At 54.5% G+C, this 21,906-nt stretch carries 21 protein-coding genes and 1 tRNA gene; 16 read left to right on the top strand and 6 right to left on the bottom strand.

The features are described from left to right. Nucleotides 1-69 precede the first annotated feature (69 nt). The 3 genes from H3L92_RS11825 (at nt 70) to H3L92_RS11815 (ending at nt 3,472) form a co-directional block, all read left to right on the top strand. Nucleotides 70-618: a gamma carbonic anhydrase family protein gene (locus H3L92_RS11825; protein WP_085367169.1), complete on the top strand. Its 549-nt coding sequence runs from the start codon at nt 70-72 to the stop codon at nt 616-618. Nucleotides 619-1,035: 417 nt separating this feature from the next. Next, complete coding sequence (locus H3L92_RS11820) at nt 1,036-2,460, top strand: alanine/glycine:cation symporter family protein (RefSeq protein WP_085367168.1); 1,425 nt, start codon at nt 1,036-1,038, stop codon at nt 2,458-2,460. A 158-nt stretch (nt 2,461-2,618) separates the two neighbouring features. Continuing rightward, nucleotides 2,619-3,472 (top strand): IS630 family transposase gene (locus tag H3L92_RS11815; protein WP_115336200.1). Its coding sequence is split into 2 segments (ribosomal slippage): nt 2,619-2,934 and nt 2,934-3,472, totalling 855 coding nucleotides; the frame shifts between segments, so codons are not numbered across the junction. Nucleotides 3,473-3,685: 213 nt separating this feature from the next. Here H3L92_RS11815 and H3L92_RS11810 read toward each other — a convergent pair. Next, nucleotides 3,686-4,552, bottom strand: a complete 867-nt coding sequence (locus tag H3L92_RS11810) for a mechanosensitive ion channel family protein (protein WP_085367144.1) — start codon at nt 4,550-4,552, stop codon at nt 3,686-3,688. A 143-nt stretch (nt 4,553-4,695) separates the two neighbouring features. Between H3L92_RS11810 and H3L92_RS11805 the strand changes: the two genes are divergently transcribed. Beyond that, entirely contained in the window at nt 4,696-4,941 is a 246-nt protein-coding gene (locus H3L92_RS11805) for a BolA family protein (protein WP_085367143.1), read from the top strand. A 289-nt stretch (nt 4,942-5,230) separates the two neighbouring features. On the opposite strand, the gene sodA is transcribed toward H3L92_RS11805, so the two are convergent. Beyond that, nucleotides 5,231-5,848: a superoxide dismutase [Mn] gene (gene sodA / locus H3L92_RS11800; RefSeq protein WP_085367142.1), complete on the bottom strand. Its 618-nt coding sequence runs from the start codon at nt 5,846-5,848 to the stop codon at nt 5,231-5,233. 406 nt (nt 5,849-6,254) lie between these two features. On the opposite strand from sodA, the gene H3L92_RS11795 reads away from it, so the two are divergent. Further along, nucleotides 6,255-8,087 carry a BCCT family transporter gene (locus tag H3L92_RS11795; protein ID WP_245945439.1) on the top strand — a complete coding sequence of 611 codons (1,833 nt, stop codon included), beginning with the start codon at nt 6,255-6,257 and terminating at the stop codon, nt 8,085-8,087. A 135-nt stretch (nt 8,088-8,222) separates the two neighbouring features. Here H3L92_RS11795 and H3L92_RS11790 read toward each other — a convergent pair. Continuing rightward, nucleotides 8,223-8,298: transfer RNA gene (locus tag H3L92_RS11790), tRNA-Lys, on the bottom strand. A gap of 184 nt (nt 8,299-8,482) precedes the next feature. On the opposite strand from H3L92_RS11790, the gene H3L92_RS11785 reads away from it, so the two are divergent. The 4 genes from H3L92_RS11785 (at nt 8,483) to H3L92_RS11770 (ending at nt 12,462) form a co-directional block, all read left to right on the top strand. Beyond that, nucleotides 8,483-8,824, top strand: a complete 342-nt coding sequence (locus H3L92_RS11785) for a hypothetical protein (RefSeq protein ID WP_085367141.1) — start codon at nt 8,483-8,485, stop codon at nt 8,822-8,824. 196 nt (nt 8,825-9,020) lie between these two features. Continuing rightward, nucleotides 9,021-11,174 (top strand): YccS family putative transporter, encoded by a 2,154-nt coding sequence (gene yccS, locus H3L92_RS11780; protein ID WP_085367145.1) that lies wholly within the window; start codon nt 9,021-9,023, stop codon nt 11,172-11,174. Nucleotides 11,175-11,308: 134 nt separating this feature from the next. Further along, nucleotides 11,309-11,665, top strand: a complete 357-nt coding sequence (locus H3L92_RS11775) for a helix-turn-helix domain-containing protein (RefSeq protein WP_085367208.1) — start codon at nt 11,309-11,311, stop codon at nt 11,663-11,665. Beyond that, nucleotides 11,662-12,462: an IS3 family transposase gene (locus H3L92_RS11770; RefSeq protein WP_085366301.1), complete on the top strand. Its 801-nt coding sequence runs from the start codon at nt 11,662-11,664 to the stop codon at nt 12,460-12,462. The genes H3L92_RS11775 and H3L92_RS11770 overlap by 4 nt, the downstream gene beginning before the upstream one ends. Before the next feature lie 226 nt (nt 12,463-12,688). Here the strand turns inward: H3L92_RS11770 and H3L92_RS11765 are convergent, their stop codons facing one another. Then, complete coding sequence (locus H3L92_RS11765; RefSeq protein WP_085366799.1) at nt 12,689-13,582, bottom strand: ABC transporter ATP-binding protein; 894 nt, start codon at nt 13,580-13,582, stop codon at nt 12,689-12,691. Between the two features lie 230 nt (nt 13,583-13,812). On the opposite strand from H3L92_RS11765, the gene H3L92_RS11760 reads away from it, so the two are divergent. After that, the gene (locus H3L92_RS11760) at nt 13,813-14,799 is read left to right on the top strand and encodes a TerC family protein (protein WP_085366800.1); all 987 of its coding nucleotides are present in this window, start codon (nt 13,813-13,815) and stop codon (nt 14,797-14,799) included. Between the two features lie 116 nt (nt 14,800-14,915). Here the strand turns inward: H3L92_RS11760 and H3L92_RS11755 are convergent, their stop codons facing one another. Continuing rightward, nucleotides 14,916-15,779 carry a Rossmann-like and DUF2520 domain-containing protein gene (locus H3L92_RS11755; RefSeq protein ID WP_085366801.1) on the bottom strand — a complete coding sequence of 288 codons (864 nt, stop codon included), beginning with the start codon at nt 15,777-15,779 and terminating at the stop codon, nt 14,916-14,918. Between the two features lie 86 nt (nt 15,780-15,865). Between H3L92_RS11755 and minC the strand changes: the two genes are divergently transcribed. From minC to H3L92_RS11730, 5 genes are all read left to right on the top strand, one after another. Further along, nucleotides 15,866-16,567 carry a septum site-determining protein MinC gene (gene minC, locus H3L92_RS11750; protein ID WP_085366802.1) on the top strand — a complete coding sequence of 234 codons (702 nt, stop codon included), beginning with the start codon at nt 15,866-15,868 and terminating at the stop codon, nt 16,565-16,567. Between the two features lie 37 nt (nt 16,568-16,604). Further along, nucleotides 16,605-17,417, top strand: a complete 813-nt coding sequence (minD, locus tag H3L92_RS11745) for a septum site-determining protein MinD (RefSeq protein ID WP_085366803.1) — start codon at nt 16,605-16,607, stop codon at nt 17,415-17,417. Nucleotides 17,418-17,419: 2 nt separating this feature from the next. Next, the gene (minE, locus tag H3L92_RS11740) at nt 17,420-17,689 is read left to right on the top strand and encodes a cell division topological specificity factor MinE (RefSeq protein ID WP_085366804.1); all 270 of its coding nucleotides are present in this window, start codon (nt 17,420-17,422) and stop codon (nt 17,687-17,689) included. Then, a complete protein-coding gene (locus H3L92_RS11735; protein WP_085366805.1) occupies nt 17,686-18,615 on the top strand; it encodes a hydrogen peroxide-inducible genes activator in 930 nt (309 codons plus the stop codon). Before minE ends, H3L92_RS11735 begins: the two co-directional genes overlap by 4 nt. A gap of 265 nt (nt 18,616-18,880) precedes the next feature. Continuing rightward, nucleotides 18,881-19,636 (top strand): ABC transporter permease, encoded by a 756-nt coding sequence (locus H3L92_RS11730; RefSeq protein ID WP_085366806.1) that lies wholly within the window; start codon nt 18,881-18,883, stop codon nt 19,634-19,636. Between the two features lie 100 nt (nt 19,637-19,736). Here the strand turns inward: H3L92_RS11730 and gltX are convergent, their stop codons facing one another. Then, entirely contained in the window at nt 19,737-21,134 is a 1,398-nt protein-coding gene (gene gltX, locus H3L92_RS11725; RefSeq protein WP_085366807.1) for a glutamate--tRNA ligase, read from the bottom strand. 224 nt (nt 21,135-21,358) lie between these two features. Between gltX and H3L92_RS11720 the strand changes: the two genes are divergently transcribed. After that, nucleotides 21,359-21,724: an MliC family protein gene (locus H3L92_RS11720; RefSeq protein ID WP_085366808.1), complete on the top strand. Its 366-nt coding sequence runs from the start codon at nt 21,359-21,361 to the stop codon at nt 21,722-21,724. The last annotated feature ends 182 nt before the right edge of the window (nt 21,725-21,906 follow it).

Here is a 21,906-nt window from a genome sequence, read left to right as displayed (position 1 = left end):
AATAAAAATGATGCGGCTTTGCTCTTTTTTATTTTGAACGACTGCACACACCACTTTGAGGAGAACACCATGACCAACGTCCGCCCTTATCTGGAGCATTATCCGCAAATCGACGAAAGCTGCTATATCGACCCGGCCGCCGCCGTTATCGGCGAAGTGTCGCTGGCCGAGGGTGTGTCGGTGTGGCCGTTTGCGGTGTTGCGCGGCGATGTGAACAGCATCACCATCGGTGCGCGCAGCAATGTGCAGGATTTGAGTATGCTGCACGTTTCGCACAAAACCCCGGCCAAGCCCGAGGGTTCGCCGCTGGTTATCGGCGAAGACGTAACCATCGGCCATAAGGTGATGCTGCACGGCTGCATTATCGGCAACCGCGTGCTGGTGGGCATGGGCACGATTATTCTTGACGATGTGGTAATCGAAGACGATGTAATGATAGGCGCGGGCAGCCTGGTGCCGCCGCGCAAGCGGCTCGAAAGCGGCTATCTTTATGTAGGCTCGCCGGTGAAGCAGGTGCGCGCGCTCACCGATGAAGAGAAGGCGTTTTTGGTGTATTCGGCCGAGCATTATATGCGGGTGTCGGCCAACCATAAGAAAACGCTGAATCCGGCGGAATAACGGGCTTCAGGATTTGCGTTTGTTCGGGCCGTCTGAAATACCCGGCCGGTGCCATGCCCGGGCTTGGCCCGGGCATCTGTTATTCCGTTTTGTGCAATGAGATGCTCGGGTCTGGCCCGGGCATGACGCAGAGGTTTAACATACCGAAACAACTGGCAAAGGTCTCAGCCTGAAGTTTCTGCAAAATCGGCAACGTATCTGAAGTGTTATGCACAAACATGGCGTAAAGCCGGTATGTTCAAGCTCCGAGCCAGTTTTCCTGCCAAGCCTATCTGTATAAGTTTTTCATTTTCAATAGATTAATCAAAATCCTGCGTAAAAATTTCGCTATTTTCGTAAAGGCTATATTAGAATGCGCCCTGTTTTCAGACGGCCTGTTGCCGCTTGATAAAAACATCAAAAGAAAGAAGAGCTTTTATGAATACACAATCGCTTCATGATTTGGTTAACGCCATCAGCGGCCCTTTGTGGGAAGGATTGATTTTCCTGCTGGTCGGCACCGGCCTGTTTTTTACGCTGGCCACCGGCTTCGTCCAATTCCGCCTGTTCGGGCGCAGCATTAAAGAAATGCTGGGCGGCCGCAAAGCGGGCGACGACCCGCACGGCATCACGCCGTTTCAGGCTTTCGTTACCGGTCTCGCCAGCCGCGTGGGGGTGGGCAATATCGCCGGTGTGGCGATTGCGATCTCGCTGGGCGGCCCCGGTGCGGTGTTTTGGATGTGGGTAACGGCGCTGATCGGCATGAGTTCGGCCTTTGCCGAATCTTCGCTGGCGCAGCTGTTTAAAATCCGCGACCATAAAAACGGCCATTTCCGCGGCGGCCCCGCGTATTACATCACGCAGGGTTTGGGGCAGAAATGGTTGGGCGTGCTGTTTGCCTTAAGCCTGATTTTCTGTTTCGGTTTGGTTTATGAAGCGGTGCAGGCCAATTCGATTGTGGCCGCTGCCGAAGTTGCCTGGGGCTGGAACAAACATGCCGTGGGCGTGGGCTTGGTGATTCTGACCGCGCCGATTATTTTCGGCGGCATCCGCCGCGTGGCGCACGTGGCCGAGGCGATGGTGCCGATTATGGCAGGCTTTTATCTGTTGATGGCGCTGTATGTGATGGCGGTGAATATCAGCGAAGTGCCGCGCGTGTTCGGCCTGATTTTCAGCACGGCGTTCGACTTTAAAGCGGCCGGCGGCGGCCTGCTCGGCTCGATGATTTCTGCGGCGATGATGAACGGTATCAAGCGCGGCCTGTATTCCAACGAGGCAGGCCAGGGTTCTGCGCCGAATGCGGCAGCGGCGGCCGATGTGAAGCACCCCGTGTCGCAAGGTATGATTCAGATGCTGGGCGTGTTTATCGACACTTTAATCGTGTGTTCGTGCACCGCGTTTATCCTGCTGCTCTCCGACGTTCATACCAGCGGCTCCACACTCACCGGCGTGCAGCTCACCCAAGCGGCGCTGGTTTACCATGTGGGCGCATGGGGTGCGGATTTCTTGGCTGTCGTGCTGTTTTTGTTTGCCTTCTCAACCATTGTCGGCAACTATGCTTATGCCGAATCGAACATCCAATACCTCAACAACCACTGGCTGGTGTTGGCGGTGTTCCGCATGGCGGTATTGGGTATGGTGTATTTCGGCGCGGTAAACAGCGTGCCGCTGGTGTGGGATATGGCCGACCTGACCATGGGTACGATGGCCTTAATCAACCTGATTGCGATTCTGGCGCTCAGCCCGCTGGTGTTCCTGCTGCTGAAAGACTATTCGGCCAAGCTGAAAATGGGCAAAGACCCGGAATTCAAACTCTCGGAACACCCCGGCTTGAAACGCCGCATCAAATCGGATATTTGGTAAACCAGCCGCTGCTTATAAAAAACCGCCCGTTTCGGGCGGTTTTTTATAAGCGGGCACGGCAGAATCCAAGCATTTCAGACGGCCTGAGACCTTTGCAGAATTTATAGTGAATTAAAATAAGAATTCCGAACTTTACTCCCCCTTACCAGCAGAAAAAAATGGCCTACCCGATAGAACTCCGACAAAAAGCAATCGAATATTACCGGCAATGCCAAAATGCAAGCCAAGTCTGCCGTGTATATGGTATCAGCGACAAAACGCTGAGCAGTTGGCTGCGACTCTATGAACAAACAGGTTCACTGGCGCATCAAGTCAAAGGTGGTAATGCCACAAAAATAGACAGGCAACAGCTTTCAGACTATCTCGAACAGCATCCTGATGCCTACCTGCACGAAATCGCAGAACATTTAGGGTGCAGCGCCCCAAATGTCAGCTACCTGCTCAAAGTCATGGGCATCACACGAAAAAAAAGACCACCACATACAAAGAACAAAAACCCGAACAAGTAGCCGCTTATCAACAAGCATTGAGCCAATATACTGACTATCAAGCAGTTTTTCTTGATGAAACAGGGTTCGACACCTTTTTTTACCGCCCTTACGCTTACTCGAAAAAAGGCGTACCCGTCAAAGCACAAATCAGCGGCAGAAAATACCAACGTATTTCATTGGTTGCGGCACAAATCCAAGGTAAAGGCAGCCTGATTGCCCCCATGACCTATTGCGGCACCATGGACGGCAGCCTGTTCGAAGCATGGTTTGAGCAAATGCTGCTGCCCGAACTGACGGAGAAATCCGTCATCATTATGGACAATGCCCGTTTCCACCGTATGGCGGTTTTGACTGAAATGGCGCAGAAGCAGGGACATAAAGTATTGCCCCTTGCTCCTTATTCACCCGAGCTTAATCCGATTGAAAAGGTATGGGCGAATATTAAAAAGCATTTACGGAAAGTTTTACCTGCCGTGGGAGATTTTATGACTGCACTGCTACGTAGTTCTTATTTTAATTGACTATATTTAGGCCGTCTGAAACATCTGATTATCGTCATTCCCGCGTAGGTGGGAATCCAGCCTTTAAACCATCAAGTATTTTATTTCAATAGCTTACAAAAAAACGACTGGATTCCCACCTACGCGGGAATGACGATAATCAGATGTTTCAGACGGCCTAAATAAATTCTGCAAAGGTCTCGGCCTCAAAATGTTTTGCACAGGCCCTGGTTTTCAATTTCCGCCATCGCCGCCGATATGGTTCAGCAAACGGTATTGCACGCGGATAAACTCGTCCAGCACCGACTGCTGGATTTCCAGCCGCCGCTGCACCGGCGAAGCAAAACGCACCACGATGGTGTAAACCTTGTCGTCGTGCGGCACGCGGGTGATGCGCGGCTCGGCGGCGGGCGTGATAAACAGCTTTTGTGTCTGCACCGCCTCCAAATGCCGTTCGATAACCTTGATATAGGGAGCGCACAGGCGCTCGAGCAGTTTGCCGAGCACGGGTACGATGGCGTCGGAATCCAAATGAATCGGCACGGGGATTTCAAACGTGTGAATCACATAAATATCGAGCACGTTGTCGCGCTGCACCGAATGCGACAGCAGCAGGCTGTTGGGAAACGACACGGTTTTGCCGCTCAACTGCCCCACCAGCGGGTTGGGGCCGATCTGCATCATCAGCGTGTTGAGCAGGTTGATATCGACCACCCGCCCGCGCAGGCCGTTCACTTCGATGTAGTCGCCCACCGAATATTGTTTGGTCGAAGCCCGCAGCAGGCTGCCCGACAGGCACATAATCAGCTCTTTGGTGGCTAGCACAATCGCGGCGGCCACGGCAAACATCGACAGCGCCAGCGTTTGGATTTGCGCCGCCCAGATAATCGCCAGCCCGAACACCACCATAATCAGCGTAACGTTGCGGCTGGTTACCACCCAACGGCGTTTGTCTTCGATTTCCATCGCGGGGTGGCTGCGGAAATGCGCCTGAAGAATCACGCCGCGCAGGAGCAGTATGGCGACAATCATGATGGCGGATTCGAGCACTTCCGCTTTCACGGGGCCGTTTTGGATATATTGGTTGAGCGTTTCCCACATTTCCGGTCGGTTTTCCATAATTTATGCTTTCAGACGGCCTTTATTATAAGGCCGTCTGAAAAATAATGAAGCGGCAAACTTATCGGCTATAATGCTTTCTTTTTGCAGGCGGCCCGCCGCCCGCGATTTCAAAAGGAACCGCCATGCTCAGCCCCGAACAAGTCAAAGCTATGATCGAAGCCGTGGTGCCGTGCGAATATGTGGAAGTGGAAGGCGACGGCCACCATTTCTTCGCCCGCATCGTTTCGTTTGCCTTTGAAGGCAAACCGCGCCTTGCCCGCCACCGCCTGATTAAAGACGGCCTGGCTGAAAAGCTCGCCAGCAACGAGCTGCACGCGCTCTCGATTGCCGCCGCCGCCACGCCCGCCGAATGGGCGCAACAGCGGTAACAACCGGAAACCTTTGCAAAAATACCGCAAGGCCGTCTGAAATATTCAATTGTCGTCATACTCTGGTCAAGCCCGAGTATGACGGAGGTTTTTTTGAATGGAAGGTATGAATGCTGCAAGGCTTCAGGCCGAGACCTTTGCAAGTCGTTCAGGCCGTCTGAAAATGAATTTCGCTTTTCAGACGGCCTTTAAGGTAGTTTTGCAAAGATCCCAACCGGTTTTATGCCGTTTTAAATAAAGGCCGTCTGAAATATTATTTTCAGACGGCCTTTCTCATCGATACAACCGGTTATTGGGATTCGAAGCGTTTGGCGGCTTCGTCCCAGTTCACCACGCTCCAGAATTCTTTGATGTAGTCGGGGCGGCGGTTTTGGAATTTCAGGTAGTAAGCGTGTTCCCACACGTCCAAACCGATAATCGGGTAGCCTTTGCAGCCGGCAATGGCTTCGCCCATCAGCGGGGTGTCTTGGTTGGGGGTGGAAACCACTTTCAAGCGGCCGCCGTCCAACACCAGCCACGCCCAGCCCGAGCCGAAACGGCTGGCTGCGGCTTTTTCGAATTCGGCTTTGAACGCGTCAACCGAACCGAAATCGCGCTCGATGGCTTCCTTCAGCGCGCCTTTCAATTCGGTGCCTTTTTTCAGGTTTTTCCAGAAGAAAGTGTGGTTGACGTGGCCGCCGGCGTTGTTGCGCAACACGGTTTGCTTGTCGGCGGGCAGTTCGTTCAGGCGCGAAATCAGCTCTTCGGGGCTGAGTGCGGCGAATTCGGGCAGCGACTCCAGCGCGGCGTTGGCGTTGTTCACATAAGCCTGATGGTGTTTGGTGTGGTGGATGTTCATGGTCATTTCGTCGAAATGCGGCTCCAGCGCATCGTAGGCATAGCCGAGTTCGGGCAGGGTGTAGGCCATTGTGTTCTCCTTGAGATTGGAATACGGGGACTGTGGGCTTGGAAACGTGCGGGCACGCTCCGGCGAGCTGTTGATACTAGTAATTATCGGGCGGTGCTGCAAGCGGGAAAGCCCTTATGTTTTACAGGGTTTTTCCGGCGGCCTGCGGTGGCGGCTGTTTTCAGACGGCCTGCTGCCCCAAAGCGGGTTTTATGCACTGATCTGTTTATTTTTGTTTAAATTCAAAGTGATACGGTTAAAATAACATGGCGGTGTATTTATTTTTGTTTACAAATCGTTCATTCCATTATAAAAAACACCCGTAGTCTTTCCGGCTTCCGCATAAAAATAACGATACGCCGCTTCAGGAAGCACTCAACGAAAACCGACATTGCACTCACGAAATAACCAAACTAAGGAGCCAACATTGTCTGTTCAACATCAAAACCAACCCGATTCCGAACGCATCAAATTCCGCTACAAACCCGCGCACCAGAGAATGTCTTACCGGCATTTGGGCATGTTTGACGCCGACAAAAACTTCCAACCGCACGGCACCACCGACTCGCCCGACACGCGTATCGACAAATTCACGTTTTTCGGCGTGCTGTTGATTCTGTTTGCCATTACCGTGCCGCTGGTGGTGTTTCCGCAGCAGGGCGCCGACTGGGTGGCGCTCACCAAATCTTTCGTTACCGGCAAACTCGGCGTGGGCTATCTGGCTTTCGGCGTGCTGGCGTTTATTTTCGTGGTTTACATTTCGTTTTCCGACATCGGCAACATCAAACTGGGTAAGCCCGAAGACGATGTGGAATTCAAAACCGGCTCTTGGGCCGCCATGATGTTTTGCGGCGGCATCGGCTCGGGCGTGATGTATTGGGGCATCGTCGAATGGGTGTATTACTGGCAGGGGCCGCCGTTCGGGCTGGAACCCGGCTCGCCCGACGCCGTGCGCTGGGCCAGCACCTACGGCCTGTTCCACTGGGGGCCGGTGGCTTGGGCGATTTATCTGGTGCCTTCGGTGGCCATCGCCTATTTCGCCCATGTGCGCAATTCGCCCGTGCTCAAAGTGAGCCAGAGCCTGATGCCGCTCTTGGGCGAACGCTTTACCAAAAGCAACTGGGGCAAAATGATAGACGTGTTTTTCGTGTTCGGCATGATAGGCGGCGGCGCCACCTCGCTGGGCCTGGCCTCGCCGATGATAGGCGAAGGGCTGTATGAGCTGTTCGGTATTCCCAACGGCCTGCTGATGCAGCTGGCCGTGCTGCTGGTTACCACCTCCATCTTCGCTTATAGCGCCTATCAAGGCTTGCGCGGCGGCATTCAAAAGCTCTCGAACATCAACTTTTATTTGGCCATCGCCTTTTTGGTGTTCGTGCTGGTTGCCGGGCCTACCGTGTTTATTTTAAACGTTGGACTGGAAAGCCTCGGCCGCTCGCTCACCCAGATGGCCACCATGATGACGTGGACGGAATCGTTTGCCGGCTTTGAAAAACAAGGCTTCAAAAACACCGGTTTTCCCAAAGACTGGACGATTTTCTACTGGGCATGGTGGCTGGTGTTCGCCCCCACCATCGGCCTGTTTATCGCCAAAATCTCCAAAGGCCGCACCATCCGCCAGATGACCGTAGGCTCGATGTTTTACGGCTCGCTCGGCTGTGCGGTGTTTTTCATCATTTTGGGCAACTACGGCATGTATCTGCAATTAACCGGCGCGCTCGATGTGGTGTCGGTGTTGAACGATAAAGGCGCCACCGCCGCCATCTTCGCCGTGTTGAACACCCTGCCGATGGCCAAAATCGCAATCGGCGTGTTCGTGGTATTGGCCGTGCTCTTTACCGCCACCACCTTCGACAGCATTTCCTATATTCTCGCCTCGGTAGTGCAGCACGAAGTGGACGGCGAACCGCACCGCTGGAACCGGCTGTTTTGGGCGTTCACCCTGTGCATCTTGCCCGCCGCGCTGATGTTTATCGGCGGCCTCAACACTCTTCAGACGGCCTCTATCTTCGCCGGCGCGCCCCTGCTGATTATTATGAGTATGCTGATGCTCTCGGTGATTAAGGCCGCCAAATACGATTTGTATTACCAGCCCGACTATTCGCTAAAAACCATCCACATCGAAGAAATCCCCGCCAACGCCCCGTGGGAACACGGCGAAACCACCCAGGCGCCCGAAGGATCGGTGTTGGCTCAGCAGGCGGTGTATGAAGAATTGCGGCAGGGCGGCGAAGAAGAAACAAAAGAAACAAGCGCCTGAATCCGCACGGCAGAAACCGCACTTTAAATGACGGGACTTAAGCATTTCAGACGGCCTCAGAGTAGTTTTACACAGGTATCGGGCCGTCTGAAAACAAAACAGGCCGCAATTGCTTGCGGCCTGTTTTGTTTATGTTGGTGGGTCGTGAAGGATTCGAACCTTCGACCAACGGATTAAAAGTCCGCTGCTCTACCAGCTGAGCTAACGACCCGAAAGAGTGCGCATTATAAAAATGCCGTTTCGGGCTGTCAAGCACTTTTTGGCGGTTTTTTTGATTTTATTCGGGCAATATCCGGAATGTGGTTTTAACCGGCGGCGGATATGCTATTATTTTGTCCATTCCGGCGCACGGTGCCGGTAGATTCCGATATTTCAAACACAAGGATAAACCCGAAATGAAAAAATTTCTGATTGCCGTTGCAGCCGTTGCCGCCCTGGCCGCCTGTTCGCAAGAAACCAAACAAGCGGCCCAAGCCGTGGCTTCTGATGTGAAAACCGATGCGGCCGCCGCCAAAGCCGAAGCTGCCTCTGCCGTGAGCGGTGCCGTGGATGCGGCCAAAGAAGCCGGTGCGAAGGTGGAAAATGCTGCCTCTAATGCGGCGGAAGCGGGTAAAGAAGCGGCCGCTGCCGGCAAGGATGCGGCCGCCAGCGCGGTAAACGCGGCTAAAACCGCTGCCGAAGATGCGGTAACCGCGGCCAAAGAAGCGGCCGCCAAAGCGAAAGAAGCAGCCAAATAAACGGCAACCGCTGCTTATTGGTAACAACAAAAGGGCGGGCGCGGTTGCCTGCCCTTTTTGCCGTTTGAGGCCGTCTGAAACCCCGCCGGCCCAAACCTTGGCGGTTGGAGCCGCTATACCCGGTTAATCAATGCGCCGTATAAATCCTGTACAATTGCGTTTTCCCGTTCTCCAGCCCGCCAATGCGGATGCCGTTATGCGCACGCCAGCCGTCAATCCTAAAATCATTGCCACGCTGCCGATTTTTTTCAGCGTGTTTATTGCCACCACGTTTATTTGGTATTTCAACGTGCCGAAACTCACCACACCGTTTGTGCTGGGCATTATTGCCGGCGGTTTGGTGGATTTGGACAACCGTTTGACAGGCCGTCTGAAAAATATCGTGATAACGGTGGTGTTGTTTTCGATAGCCTCGCTCTCGGCACAAATCACCTACGGCGCGGGCTTGCAGTTTATTCTCACGATGACGCTGCTCACGTTTGTGTTTACGCTGCTGGGGGCGGTGGGCCTGCGTTACCGCACGTTTGCGTTCGGCACGCTGGCGGTGGCCACCTACACAACATTGTCGTACACACCCGAAATGCCGTGGGTGGTCAACCCGTTTATGATTTTGTGCGGCACGCTGCTATACAGCACCATGACGCTGATTCTGCATATTGTTTTCCCACACCGCCCCGTGCAGGAAAACATGGCGGCGGCCTACTCGGCGCTGGGCGGTTATCTGGATGCCAAGGCCGAGTTTTTCGACCCCGACGAAGCCGAACAGTTGGAAAACCGCCAGATTGACCTGGCGATGAAAAACACCGCCATCATCGAAGCCTTCAACCGCTGCCGCAGCGCGCTGTTTTACCGTATACGCGGCCAGCACCGCCACCCGCGCACCAGCCGGATGCTGCGCTATTACTTCACCGCGCAGGATATCCACGAGCGCATCAGCTCCGCCCATATGGATTACCGCGAGCTGGCCGAAAAGTTAAAAAACACCGATTTGATCTTCCGCATCCACCGCCTGCTCGAATTGCAGGGGCAGGCCTGCCGCGATGTGGCCGAAAGCCTGCGCAGCGGCCAACCCTACCAATACAGCAAGCGCTTGCAACGCGCCATCGAAGGCTGCCGCCAATCGCTGAAACTGTATGCCGAAACCCACGGCGGTAGCGAAGTGCATACCCTGCAAAGGCTGTTGGAAAACCTGTTCAGCGTTGATTACCAACTCTGCCACATCGAAAGCGGCGATAAAGAAGCGGAAGAAACGCCGTCTGAAAAACACCGCATCGCCGGCATGGAAAGCGGCGGCCTGCGCAACGTTTGGCGCACCGTGCGCAGCCAGCTCAATTTCGAATCGGCGGTATTCCGCCACGCCGTGCGGCTGGCCATCGTAGTGTTTACCGCCTGCACCATCGTTGAGGTGTTCCATATCCATTTCGGCTATTGGATTCTGCTCACCGCCCTCTTCGTGTGCCAACCCAACTATTCGGCCACCAAAAGCCGCATCAACCAGCGTATCGCCGGCACGGTTTTGGGCGTGCTGGTCGGCTCGCTGGTGCCCTATTTCACGCCTTCGGTCGAAACCAAACTGTGGATCGTGCTGGCGGCCACCACGCTGTTTTTCTTTTTCCGCACCTTCAAATACAGCTTTTCCACCTTTTTCATCACCGTACAGGCGCTCACTGCGCTGTCGCTGGCGGGTGAAGACGTGTTTTCGCTCACCTGGCAGCGCGTGGCCGACACCTTAATCGGTTCGGCCATCGCCTGGGTGGCGGTGTCGTATCTGTGGCCCGACTGGCGTTACCTCACACTCGAGCGCACCGCCGCCCAGGCCGTGAGCCGCAACGGCGTTTACCTACGCCACATTCTCGGCCAACTGCAAAACGGCGGTTCCGACGACATGGCCTACCGTGTTGCCCGCCGTCAGGCACACGAAGCCGCCGCATCGTTGAGCAGCACGCTTTCCGACATGAGCGGCGAGCCGAAAAAATACGGCGCCAAGCTGCAAGACGGTTTTACCCTGCTCAAAACCAGCCATGCCCTGATCGGCTATATTTCCGCCCTCGGTGCCTACCGCAGCCAGATGGCGCAGGGGTGCGCGCCCGAATTCAGCGAAAATTTCTACCGCACCGCCTACCAGACAGCCGATATGCTGGAAAATCTCGCCGCACAACCGCCCGAAGTGTTTCAGACGGCCTTGGCACAGGTGCGGCAGGAGCTGGCGCAACTGCACGGCCAAATCGGCGACGACCGCCAAAGCAGCATACTTTGGCAGCAGCTGAGCCTGATCGCCCGCCAACTCGAACCGTGCTACCGTATGCTGCACAACACCCAAGCAAGCGGTTTGGAAACGGCGGCGGCCTAACGAAAGGCTTTTATATAAAGAAACTTTTGGTGATGTTTTTTTGAATTTTGCAAATACCCCGGGCCGTCTGAAAAGATTGAACTGCACCCCAAAAATTGGACACCCCCTCCAACTTTAAAAGGTGCAGTTTTCTTATGTCCAAATATAACCTACACTTCAAATACCGAGCCGTACTCCATTACCACCAAGTGCACAGCCAACAGCGCACCGCAGAGCACTTCAACGTCTCACGCACCCACCTGCGCCGTTGGATAGCCGCCTATCGGCAAGGCGGTATTGCCGCACTTCAACACCCGCAGGCTACGTTTATGAAGACTATGAAGACCAAACGCAAAAACCCGTTTATCGTCGACAAACCCGACCACGAAAAAACCCAGGCGGAACTGATTGAAGAGTTACGTTACATGAGAGCGGAGAACGACTACCTAAAGCACATGAAAGCCCTCAACGAAAAGAACGCCGCCAAAGCTGCGAAACCGTTCAAACGTTGAGGGCGAAACACCCGCTGAAATATCTGCTGCACAGTGCCGGCATTCCCAAAAGCAGCTTTCATTACCATATCGGCAAAGCCGATCCCGATGCGGCGGCCAAAACCGCAGTGAGTGAAGTCTATCGCCGACACAAAGGCCGTTACGGTCATCGGCGGATTGCCGCCGTATTGTCGTGGAACAAAAAGAAAGTGCAGCGCATTATGGGTTTGTTGGGACTAAAAGCCAAAGTCCGCAGTAAAAAAACCTACCGTCCGCAAGCAGTAGGAGAGGCTTCGGACAATATTCTCAATCGAGAGTTTACCGCCGGCAAACCGGCAGACAAATGGCTGACCGATGTGACGGAGTTTAAATGCACAGACGGGAAGCTGTACTTATCGCCGATATTGGATGTGTTTAATCGGGAGATTGTGGCCTATTCTTTAGGCCGCAGAGCAAACAGTAAAATGGTGGCGCAAATGTTGGACCAAGCATTCGGCCGTCTGAAAGGCCAAACGCCGCTGCTGCATTCCGACCAGGGTGTGCTTTACCGCACCGAGGCTTATCGAACGAAATTGGCTGAGAAAGGGATTGTGCAAAGTATGTCGCGCAAAGGTAATTGCTGGGACAATGCGCCGATGGAGAGTTTTTTCGGTACACTGAAAACGGAGAGTTTCTATCAGGAAGGTGCGCTGTCGGTGGCGGAGCTGACGGAGGTAATAGATGATTACATACATTACTACAATCATGAACGGATTAGTTTAAACTTGAAAAAGCTGAGTCCTGTCGGCTACAGAACCCAGCTTGAAAAGGCTGTTTGAGAAAGATTCTTAACTTGTCCAAGTATTGGGGGACAGTTCAGATTTTTCAGACGGCCCGGGGTATTTGCAAGTTACATCGGTATGTTAAAGCTTTGCGTTATGCTCGGGCTTAACCCGAGCATGGCGATGGTTGGATATTTCAGACGGCCTCAATGAATTTTGCAAAAGTTTCGGCCCGATTGGATATTGCCAATTCCCCCCGCACAAACCGCCGTCTTTTCCCACCCTAGCGCATGATTTTCACAAACACATCTTCCAAATCCGTTTCCGGCAGCGCCAAGTGTTTTACTTCCACCCCGGCATATTTCAACGTTTGCAAAACGAAAGCCAGCTGGTCGTAGCCATCGAGTTTGAGCAATATCCTGCCGTTTTCTTCCTCTGCAACCCATTGCCGCAGGTTTTCGGGCAGGGCGCCGCCAAGCAGCAGCTCCGCGCGCACGCCCTGCTCGCTGTGCAACAGGTTTTCGGTTTGGTCCAACGCTGCCAGCCTGCCCTGTTTGAGCATGGCGATGCGGTGGCACAGGCTTTGCGCTTCTTCGAGATAGTGCGTGGTTAAAATTACGGTGTGGCCTTCGCGGTTAAGTTCGGCGATAAACGCCCACAGGCTTTGGCGCAGCTCAACATCCACCCCCGCCGTCGGCTCGTCGAGCACAATCACGCTCGGGCGGTGCACCAGCGCCTGCGCCACCATCAGCCGCCGCTTCATGCCGCCGGAAAGGTTGCGGGTGTTGGTGTCGGCCTTATCGGCCAAACCGAGCTTGGAGATGATTTCGTCTATCCACCGGCCGTTGTTGCGGATGCCGAAATATCCCGACTGAAAACGCAGGGCTTCGCGCACGGTAAAAAAGGGGTCGAACACCAACTCTTGCGGCACCACGCCCAAACTCATGCGGGCAGCATAGGTGTCGCGCACCACATCGTGCCCCATCACGGCGATGCTGCCCGACGTGAGGCGGCTGAGGCCGGCCATGGCGGAAATCAAGGTGGTTTTGCCGGCGCCGTTGGGGCCGAGCAGGCCGAAAAATTCGCCCTGCGCCACATCGAAGCTGACATCGTTCAGGGCGGTGAAGCCGTTTTTATAGGTTTTAACGGCGTTGCGGATGCTGAGTGCGGGCTGCATGGTGGTTTCCGTGGGTTGCAAACAAACGGGGATAACAAGGCCGTCTGAAAATAAAAAGCCGATTATATAGCGAAAAAATGTTATCTATCGCAACCTGTTGCGGCCGCCTCCGTTTTCAGACGGCCTGTGCGGCAATCGGCACGATTTATGATGAAAAAACAGCAATATCGGGCGGATATGTTAGAATGCCGCTTTTTTCGCAACCCTCACATTTTTAGGAATCCAACAATATGGTCGAACACCCTTCAGTCGGCACACCCTTGTTTTACGGGGTATTTTTCGCCGCCATTTTAGTGATGATTGCCGTCGATATGCTTTCGCTCAAGAAAACCGGCGCGCACAAGGTCAGCGTGAAAGAGGCGCTGGCATGGTCGTGCGTGTGGGTGGCGGTGTCGTGCGCCTTTGCCGGCTGGCTGTATTTCGAGCTGGCGGGCAACCCGCTCTACGGCCACGATATCGCCAAACAGAAAACGCTGGAATTTTTCACCGGCTACGTGCTGGAAAAATCATTGGCGGTAGATAATATCTTCGTGTTTCTAATGATTTTTTCTTATTTCAAAGTGCAGCCGCAATATCAGCACCGCGTGTTGCTCTACGGCGTGTTCGGCGCTATCGTGCTGCGTATGATCATGATTTTTATCGGCGCGGCGCTGGTGAGCCGTTTCGAGTGGATTCTGTATGTGTTCGGCGCCTTCCTGCTCTACACCGGCGTGAAAATGATCAAATCTGGCGGCGACGACGATGAAGAAGATTTATCGAAAAACAAACTGCTCAATTGGGTAAAAGGCCACATTCGGGTGAGCGAAAATTTCCACGGCGAAAAATTCTTCACCGTTGAAAACGGCAAACGCATCGCCACTCCCATGCTGCTGGTTTTAATGATGATCGAAATGAGCGATGTGATTTTTGCGGTGGACAGCATTCCGGCGATTTTTGCCGTCACCACCGATCCGTTTATCGTGCTCACTTCTAACATTTTCGCCATTCTCGGCCTGCGTGCCATGTATTTCCTGCTGGCCGACATTGCCGACCGCTTCGTGTTTTTGAAGTTCGGCCTGGCTTTCGTGTTGAGCTTTATCGGCATCAAGATGCTGATTATGCACTGGGTGCATATCCCCGTGGGCGTATCGCTTTCGGTGGTGTTCGGCGCACTGGGCGTATCGATACTGATTTCGCTGATGTATAACCGCCGCAAAAAAAACGGCCAAGCCTCCTAACCGGCCTTGCGTCCGAACAAAAAAAGCAGATGTTTTGAAGCATCTGCTTTTTTGTTTTCTCAGGTTCAGGCCGTCTGAAAAAGAAAAAACGGCTGCGACCTTTGATATTTGAAGAGTTATAACGGCCCGCCCCCGGCCAAAACCGAACGCAACGCCTCCTGCGCCTCCGCCCCCAGCCTCGGCGCAGCCAATGCCAGCGTGGATAGCGCAAACATACGGTATAACTGCCGCTCGTCGCCCGACAGCGCAGCCAGGTGCGCCGCCACGGTAGAATCATCGCCGCGCACCACCGGGCCGGTTAGCGCCTGCACCGGCGGCAGGCGCGAGAGATTGTCCACACTCTGCCGCAACAGATTGCAAACCAAATCGCGCGCCAGCGGCTCGGGCAGATTTAAAGGCCGCAGCAAATCTTGGGCAAATGCCGCCAGTGTTACCGAAAAATTGGAAGCCGCCGACAGCGCCGCATGGTAACGCGCCTTTTGTGCCGACGGTATTTCAAACGCCCGCAGGCCGGCCGCATCGGCCAAGTCGCGCAAAACCGCCATCGCCGCCGCACCGTCCGCCTCCAACGCACACAGATTCCCGCGCAGCAGCCGCACCGACTGCGCCACATCGGCAAATGCGAAAACAGGGTGCAAACTGCCGATTGTCGCACCGCATTTGACAACGGCATTTAATGCGCCTATTGTTTTCGCACCGCTGAAATGCACCACCAAAGTTTGCGCAGAAAGCCACGGCAGCCGCGCCAATTCCGCCGCCGCCTCTTCGATGGCATTGTCGGGCGTGCACACCAGCACCGCGTCGGCACGCGGCAGCAAGCCGATACGGGGAACTATCGGGCAGACGGCATGGTCTTCCCGCACACCGCCGCCGCTTCGCGACACCGCGCAAGCCAAACGCCAGCGGCCGCTTTGTGGTATTACGGTTGCAAAAGTCTGCCCCACGCGCCCCAAACCGATTATGTGGAAGCTTTTTTTCATTTCAGACGGCCTTAACGGATTGAATAGCTAAGATTAACACGGTAAACTTAGCCCCATTAAATTTTTTTATGACTGTCTTACCAAAAATGAAACCAGCTTTTGATGTGAAATCGGCACGCTTAGACGTGCTTTCGGTGCAGTTGCATACTGCTGATTTAGGGGAATTGGAAGAATTTTTACAACAGCGCGTGAGCCAGCACAAAGAGCTGGGCAGCATGCTGTTTTTATTGGATCTGCAAGAATTCGCCAACCCCGGCGAATTGAGCATCGCCGCCATCGTGTCGCTGTTTGCCCGTTACGGCCTGCAAATCATCGGCCTGCGCCATGAAAACGAAGCATGGGCGGCGCACGCCGAGGCCTACCATTTGACGTTCAGCCGCAACGACCCGAAACCGGAGGCGCCGGCCAAACAGGCGCCGGCTCCCGAGCCGGTGGCCACCGTAATCAGCAAACCTACCGTGCTGATAAACACCCCCATCCGCACCGGCCAGCAGGTGTATGCCGAAAACGCCGACCTTATCGTAACCGGCATCGTCAACGAAGGTGCGGAAATCATTGCCGACGGCAATATCCACGTTTACGGCGCCATGCGCGGCCGCGCGCTGGCCGGCGCAACCGGCAACCGCAACGCACGGATATTCATCCACTCCATGCAGGCGGAGCTGGTGTCGGTAGCGGGCATTTACCGCAATTTCGAACAAAGCCTGCCGGCACACCTCAACAAAAAGGCCGTGCAGGTGTCGCTTCAAGAAAACCGTCTGGTTATCAGCGCCATCGACGGAGACTGACCGTTTTGGTTTTAAACGATTTTTAAAAGGAAACATCGTGGCAAAAATTATTGTAGTAACTTCAGGTAAAGGCGGCGTAGGCAAAACCACCTCCAGTGCCAGCATCGCTTCAGGCTTGGCCATCCGCGGCCACAAAACCGCCGTTATCGATTTCGACGTAGGCTTGCGCAACCTCGACCTGATTATGGGTTGCGAACGCCGCGTGGTGTACGACCTGATTAACGTAATCCAAGGCGAAGCCTCGTTAACCCAGGCTCTGATTAAAGACAAACACTGCGACAACCTGTTTATCCTGCCTGCTTCGCAAACCCGCGACAAAGACGCCCTCGACCGCGACGGTGTAGGCCGCGTGCTCAAAGAGCTGACCGACGAAATGAACTTCGAATACGTTATCTGCGACTCACCCGCAGGTATCGAACAGGGTGCGCTGATGGCCCTGTATTACGCCGACGAAGCCATCATCACCACCAACCCCGAAGTGTCCAGCGTACGCGACTCCGACCGCATCTTGGGCATTCTGCAAAGCAAATCGCTCAAAGCCGAAAAAGGCGAAACCGTGAAAGAGCACCTGCTGATCACCCGCTACTCGCCCGAGCGCGTCGAAAAAGGCGAAATGCTGTCGGTGCAGGATATCTGCGACATTCTGCGTATCCCGCTGATCGGCGTGATTCCCGAATCGCAAAACGTGTTGCAGGCCTCCAACTCAGGCGCCCCCGTTATCCACCAAAACGACGTGGCCGCCGCCGAAGCCTATAAAGACGTGGTATCCCGCCTGCTGGGCGAAAACCGCGAAATGCGTTACCTGGAAGCCGAGAAAAAAGGCTTCTTCAAACGCCTGTTCGGAGGTTGATCATGTCATTGATTGATTTACTGTTCGGCAGAAAAAACAAAACCGCCGCCGTTGCGCGCGACCGCCTGCAGATCATCATCGCCCAAGAGCGTGCCAAAGAGCAGGCTCCCGACTACCTGCCCACCCTGCAAAAAGAGCTGCTGGAAGTGTTGTCTAAATATGTGCATGTATCTTTGGAAGACATCCGCATTTCCCAAGAAAAACAGAACGGCTTGGACGTGCTTGAACTGAACATTACCTTGCCGGAGCAGAAGAAGGCCGAAGAAGCATGACCTTAACCGAATTGCGCTACATCGTTGCAGTGGCGCAGGAGCGCCATTTCGGACGCGCCGCCCGCCGCTGCTTCGTCAGCCAGCCCACCCTTTCGATTGCCATTAAAAAGTTGGAAGAAGAGCTGGCCGTATCGCTGTTTGACCGGAGCAGCAACGACATCATCACCACCGAAGCGGGCGAGCGTATCATCGCCCAAGCCCGCCGGGTGTTGGAAGAGGCCGATTTGATCAAGCATCTGGCCAATGAAGAGCAGAACGAATTGGACGGCGCCTTCAAACTCGGCCTGATTTTCACCGTTGCCCCCTATCTGCTGCCCAAACTGATTATGTCGTTGCGCCAGAGTGCGCCGAATATGCCGCTGATGCTTGAAGAAAACTATACCCAGATTCTCACCGAATCCCTCAAGCGCGGCGATTTGGATGCCATCATCGTGGCCGAGCCTTATCACGAGCCGGGCATCGTTACCGAGCCGTTATACGACGAACCGTTTTTTGTGATCGTACCCAAAGGGCACCATTTCGAAGAGCTGGACACCGTTACCCCCGCCATGCTGGCCGAAGAACAGGTACTGCTGCTTACCGAAGGCAACTGTATGCGCGATCAGGTTTTGGCAAGCTGCTCCGAACTGGCCTCCCGCCAAAAAATACAGGGGCTGACCAACACCCTGCAAGGCAGCTCCATCAACACCATCCGCCACATGGTTGCCAGCGGCCTTTCCATCAGCGTGCTGCCCGCCACCGCCCTCACCGAAAACGACCATATGCTGTTCAGCATCATTCCGTTTGAGGGCAGTGCCCCGCACCGCCGCGTAGTATTGGCCTACCGCCGCAACTTCGTGCGCCCCAAAGCCCTGTCGGCCCTGCGCAATGCCGTGCTGGCATCGCAGCTGAACGGCGTGAGCTTCGTAGAAACCCAAGCCGCCTGAAACCGGCTGCTCCCGCAAACCGAAAACGGCTGCCTGCTTCAGAGCAGCCGTTTTGCTTACGAAAGCAACTTAACGTTTACAGTTTGATATAGCGGAAAACCGACTTAGACACGAAACAGTAAAATCCCCTATCCCGATTTTCGCACGATAACCCGACAGCCCGGCGCCGTATCATTCCTAACTGGGCAAATATAAATTTCAGGCCGTCTGAAACATTAACCGATGCTTTCAGACGGCCCCAACCACCACCATACCGCATACCGAAATGACCGGATTTTCCACCCTGTTTAAAAAAGAAATTCTGCGCTTTTGGCGGGTAGGCATACAAACCATAGCCGCCCCGATGCTGACCGCGCTGCTCTACCAACTGATTTTCTCGCATGCCGTCGGCAGATATGTGGAAGCCCTGCCCGATGTGCCGTATCACGCCTTTCTGATTCCCGGCCTGGCAATGATGAGTATGACGCAGAACGCATTTGCCAACACATCCAGCAGCCTGATCCAATCGCGTATCACCGGCAATTTGGTGTTTATCCTGCTGCCGCCCATTTCCACTTCGGCCTTTTTCTCGGCCTATGTCGGCGCATCGGTAGTACGCGGCCTGCTGGTCGGCGCGGGCGTGGTGGCCGTTACCGCCCCGTTCGGCCTGCCGATGCCGCACAATACACTGTGGATACTCGTTTTTGCGCTGTTGGGCTGTATGATTATGGGTATGCTGGGGCTGTTGGCGGGCATTGTGGCCGAAAAATTCGATCAATTGGCGGTGTTTCAAAATTTCCTGATTATGCCGCTCACTTTTTTATCGGGCGTGTTTTATTCGATCAACAGCCTGCCCGAATTTTGGCGCGGCGTGAGCCACCTGAATCCGGTTTTTTATATGATTGACGGCTTCCGCTACGGCTTTTTCGGGGTAAGCGACACATCGCCGTGGCTGTCGTTCGGCGTGGTCGGCGGGTTTACCATAGGGCTGGCCGTGTTGGTGTTGGGCATTTTGAAGTCGGGCTGGAAGCTGCGCAGTTGATATAAATTGTATTTGAATTTGAAATAACAATCCTACAAAGATTTAGAGGCATCTGAAAATTTTTTCAGATGCCTTTATGCTATCAATTAAACCTACCAAATCAAGTGCTGCGGATCCGCTTCAACACTTCTTCTTTGCCGATTAGGGCCAACACCGCGTCCACGCTGGGGGTTTTGGCCGTGCCGCATACGGCCAGGCGCAGGGGCATGCCGAGTTGGCCCATTTTGATGCCTTCGGCTTCGCAGAAGGGTTTGAATAAATCATGGATGGCCTCGGCATTCCAATCGGGCAGCGCTTCGAGCAGGTCGGCGAAGCGGCGCATACGCGCGGGGGCTTCTTCGCTCCAGTGCTTCTGCACATCTGCTTCGGCGGGCACGGCTTTTTGGTAGAAATACACGCATTCGTCGGCCAGCGTATTCAAATCTTGGGCACGGTCTTTCACCAATGCCAGCACGTCTTCCAGCGCGGGTTTGTCGAGCACTTCCACGCCGCGCACTGCCAAGCGGGGTTTCACCAGCGCGGCGAGCGTGTCGTTGGGGGTGATTTTGAGGTGTTCGCCGTTAATCCAATAGAGTTTTTTTAAATCCATGCGGCTGGGAGAGGGGGAAACGTCTTTCAAATCAAACCATTCGACAAATTGCTTCATGGTAAAAAATTCGTCGTCGCCGTGCGCCCAACCCAAGCGTGCCAGATAGTTGAGCATGGCTTCGGGCAGAATGCCCATTTGGCCGAAATCGGTGATGGCCACGGTGTCGCCGCTGCGTTTGGAGATTTTTTTGCCGTGCTCGTTCAAAATCATCGGCAGGTGGGCATATTCGGGCAGCTTGGCGCCGATGGCTTTTAAGATGTTGATTTGCTTGGGGGTGTTGTTGACATGGTCGTCGCCGCGGATAACATGGGTGATGCCCATGTCGCAATCATCCACCACCACGCAGAAGTTATAGGTGGGCGTGCCGTCGGCGCGGGCGATGATGAGGTCGTCGAGCGCTTCGTTGGGGATGCTGATTTCGCCTTTCACCAAGTCGTGCCATTTGGTTACGCCCTCCAACGGGGTTTTGAAGCGGACAACCGGTTCGCGGCCGGCGGGGATTTCGGGCAGGGTTTTGCCAGGCTCGGGGCGCCAGCGGCGGTCGTAGGTGGCGGTGCCTTCTTTTTCGGCTTTCTCGCGCATGGCTTCCAGCTCTTCTTTGCTGCAATAGCAATGGTAGGCGTGGCCTTGCGCCAACAGCTCGGCAATCACTTCTTTATAGCGGTCGAAGCGGCGGGTTTGGTAGATAACGTTGTCAGCGTTGTCGTAATCGAGGCCGACCCAGTTCATGCCGTCTAAAATGATGTTGACCGATTCGGCGGTGGAGCGCTCCAAATCGGTATCTTCGATGCGCAGCAGGAATTCGCCTTTGTGTTTTTTGGCAAAAGCCCATGAAAACAGGGCGGTGCGCACGCCGCCGATGTGCAGGTAGCCGGTGGGGCTGGGGGCGAAACGGGTTTTAACAGTCATGATGTGGCTCTCGGTTATTTCGAAAAGCTTTATTGTAATGTAAGGGGCTTGGAGGCGCTATAAGTTAAAGGCCGTCTGAAAACGGGCGGTGCGGCAAAGGCTTTTCAGACGGCCGGAGACCTTTCGGTTTGAGCAGCATCATGGTATCCCGCCGACATTTGCGGCTATAATATGACGGATAACCGCCGTTTCGGCAGGTTTGATTTTTAAGAAAGGAATGCCTTATGAAATTAGCTACTGTTTTAGCAGCTTCGGCTTTAACCCTGCTGGCGGCCTGCGCACAGCCCGGCCACCACAAACAGCAGCCGCACGACAACCGTGCGCCTGCCGCTGCGGCCGCGTTCGATTGCGACAATATCGGTTTAACCGCCCAAGTGCGCCGTTTGAGCAACGACCGGATCGAAATCCGCATTGATGACCGCACGGCCGTTTTATCGCAGGTGCCTGCCGCATCGGGCGAACGTTATGCCGGCAGCACCGGCCTGTGGGGGCACGGCGGCGAGTGGCATCAAAAGGGCGACACGGCCGTCTTTTCCTACACCGGGCTGCACGGCAACCAAGCCGAAGTGGTTTGCCGCCGTGCCCGCTAACCCCGATTGAAAACCGATTGAAAGGCCGTCTGAAAACATATTCAGACGGCTATTTCTTTATTTTTAATAAAAATCAATAAATTGGTATGTGTTTTGAGCGTTTTCAAAACGGTTCGCCCGCCACCTGCTGCTTGCGGAGTCAGATAACTGTATTGGCGGCTCTCCGCCTACGGTTGTTGTTT

The organism is Neisseria dentiae (assembly GCF_014055005.1).
Classification (GTDB): domain Bacteria; phylum Pseudomonadota; class Gammaproteobacteria; order Burkholderiales; family Neisseriaceae; genus Neisseria; species Neisseria dentiae.
This window is presented reverse-complemented; position numbering and strand designations above follow the sequence as displayed.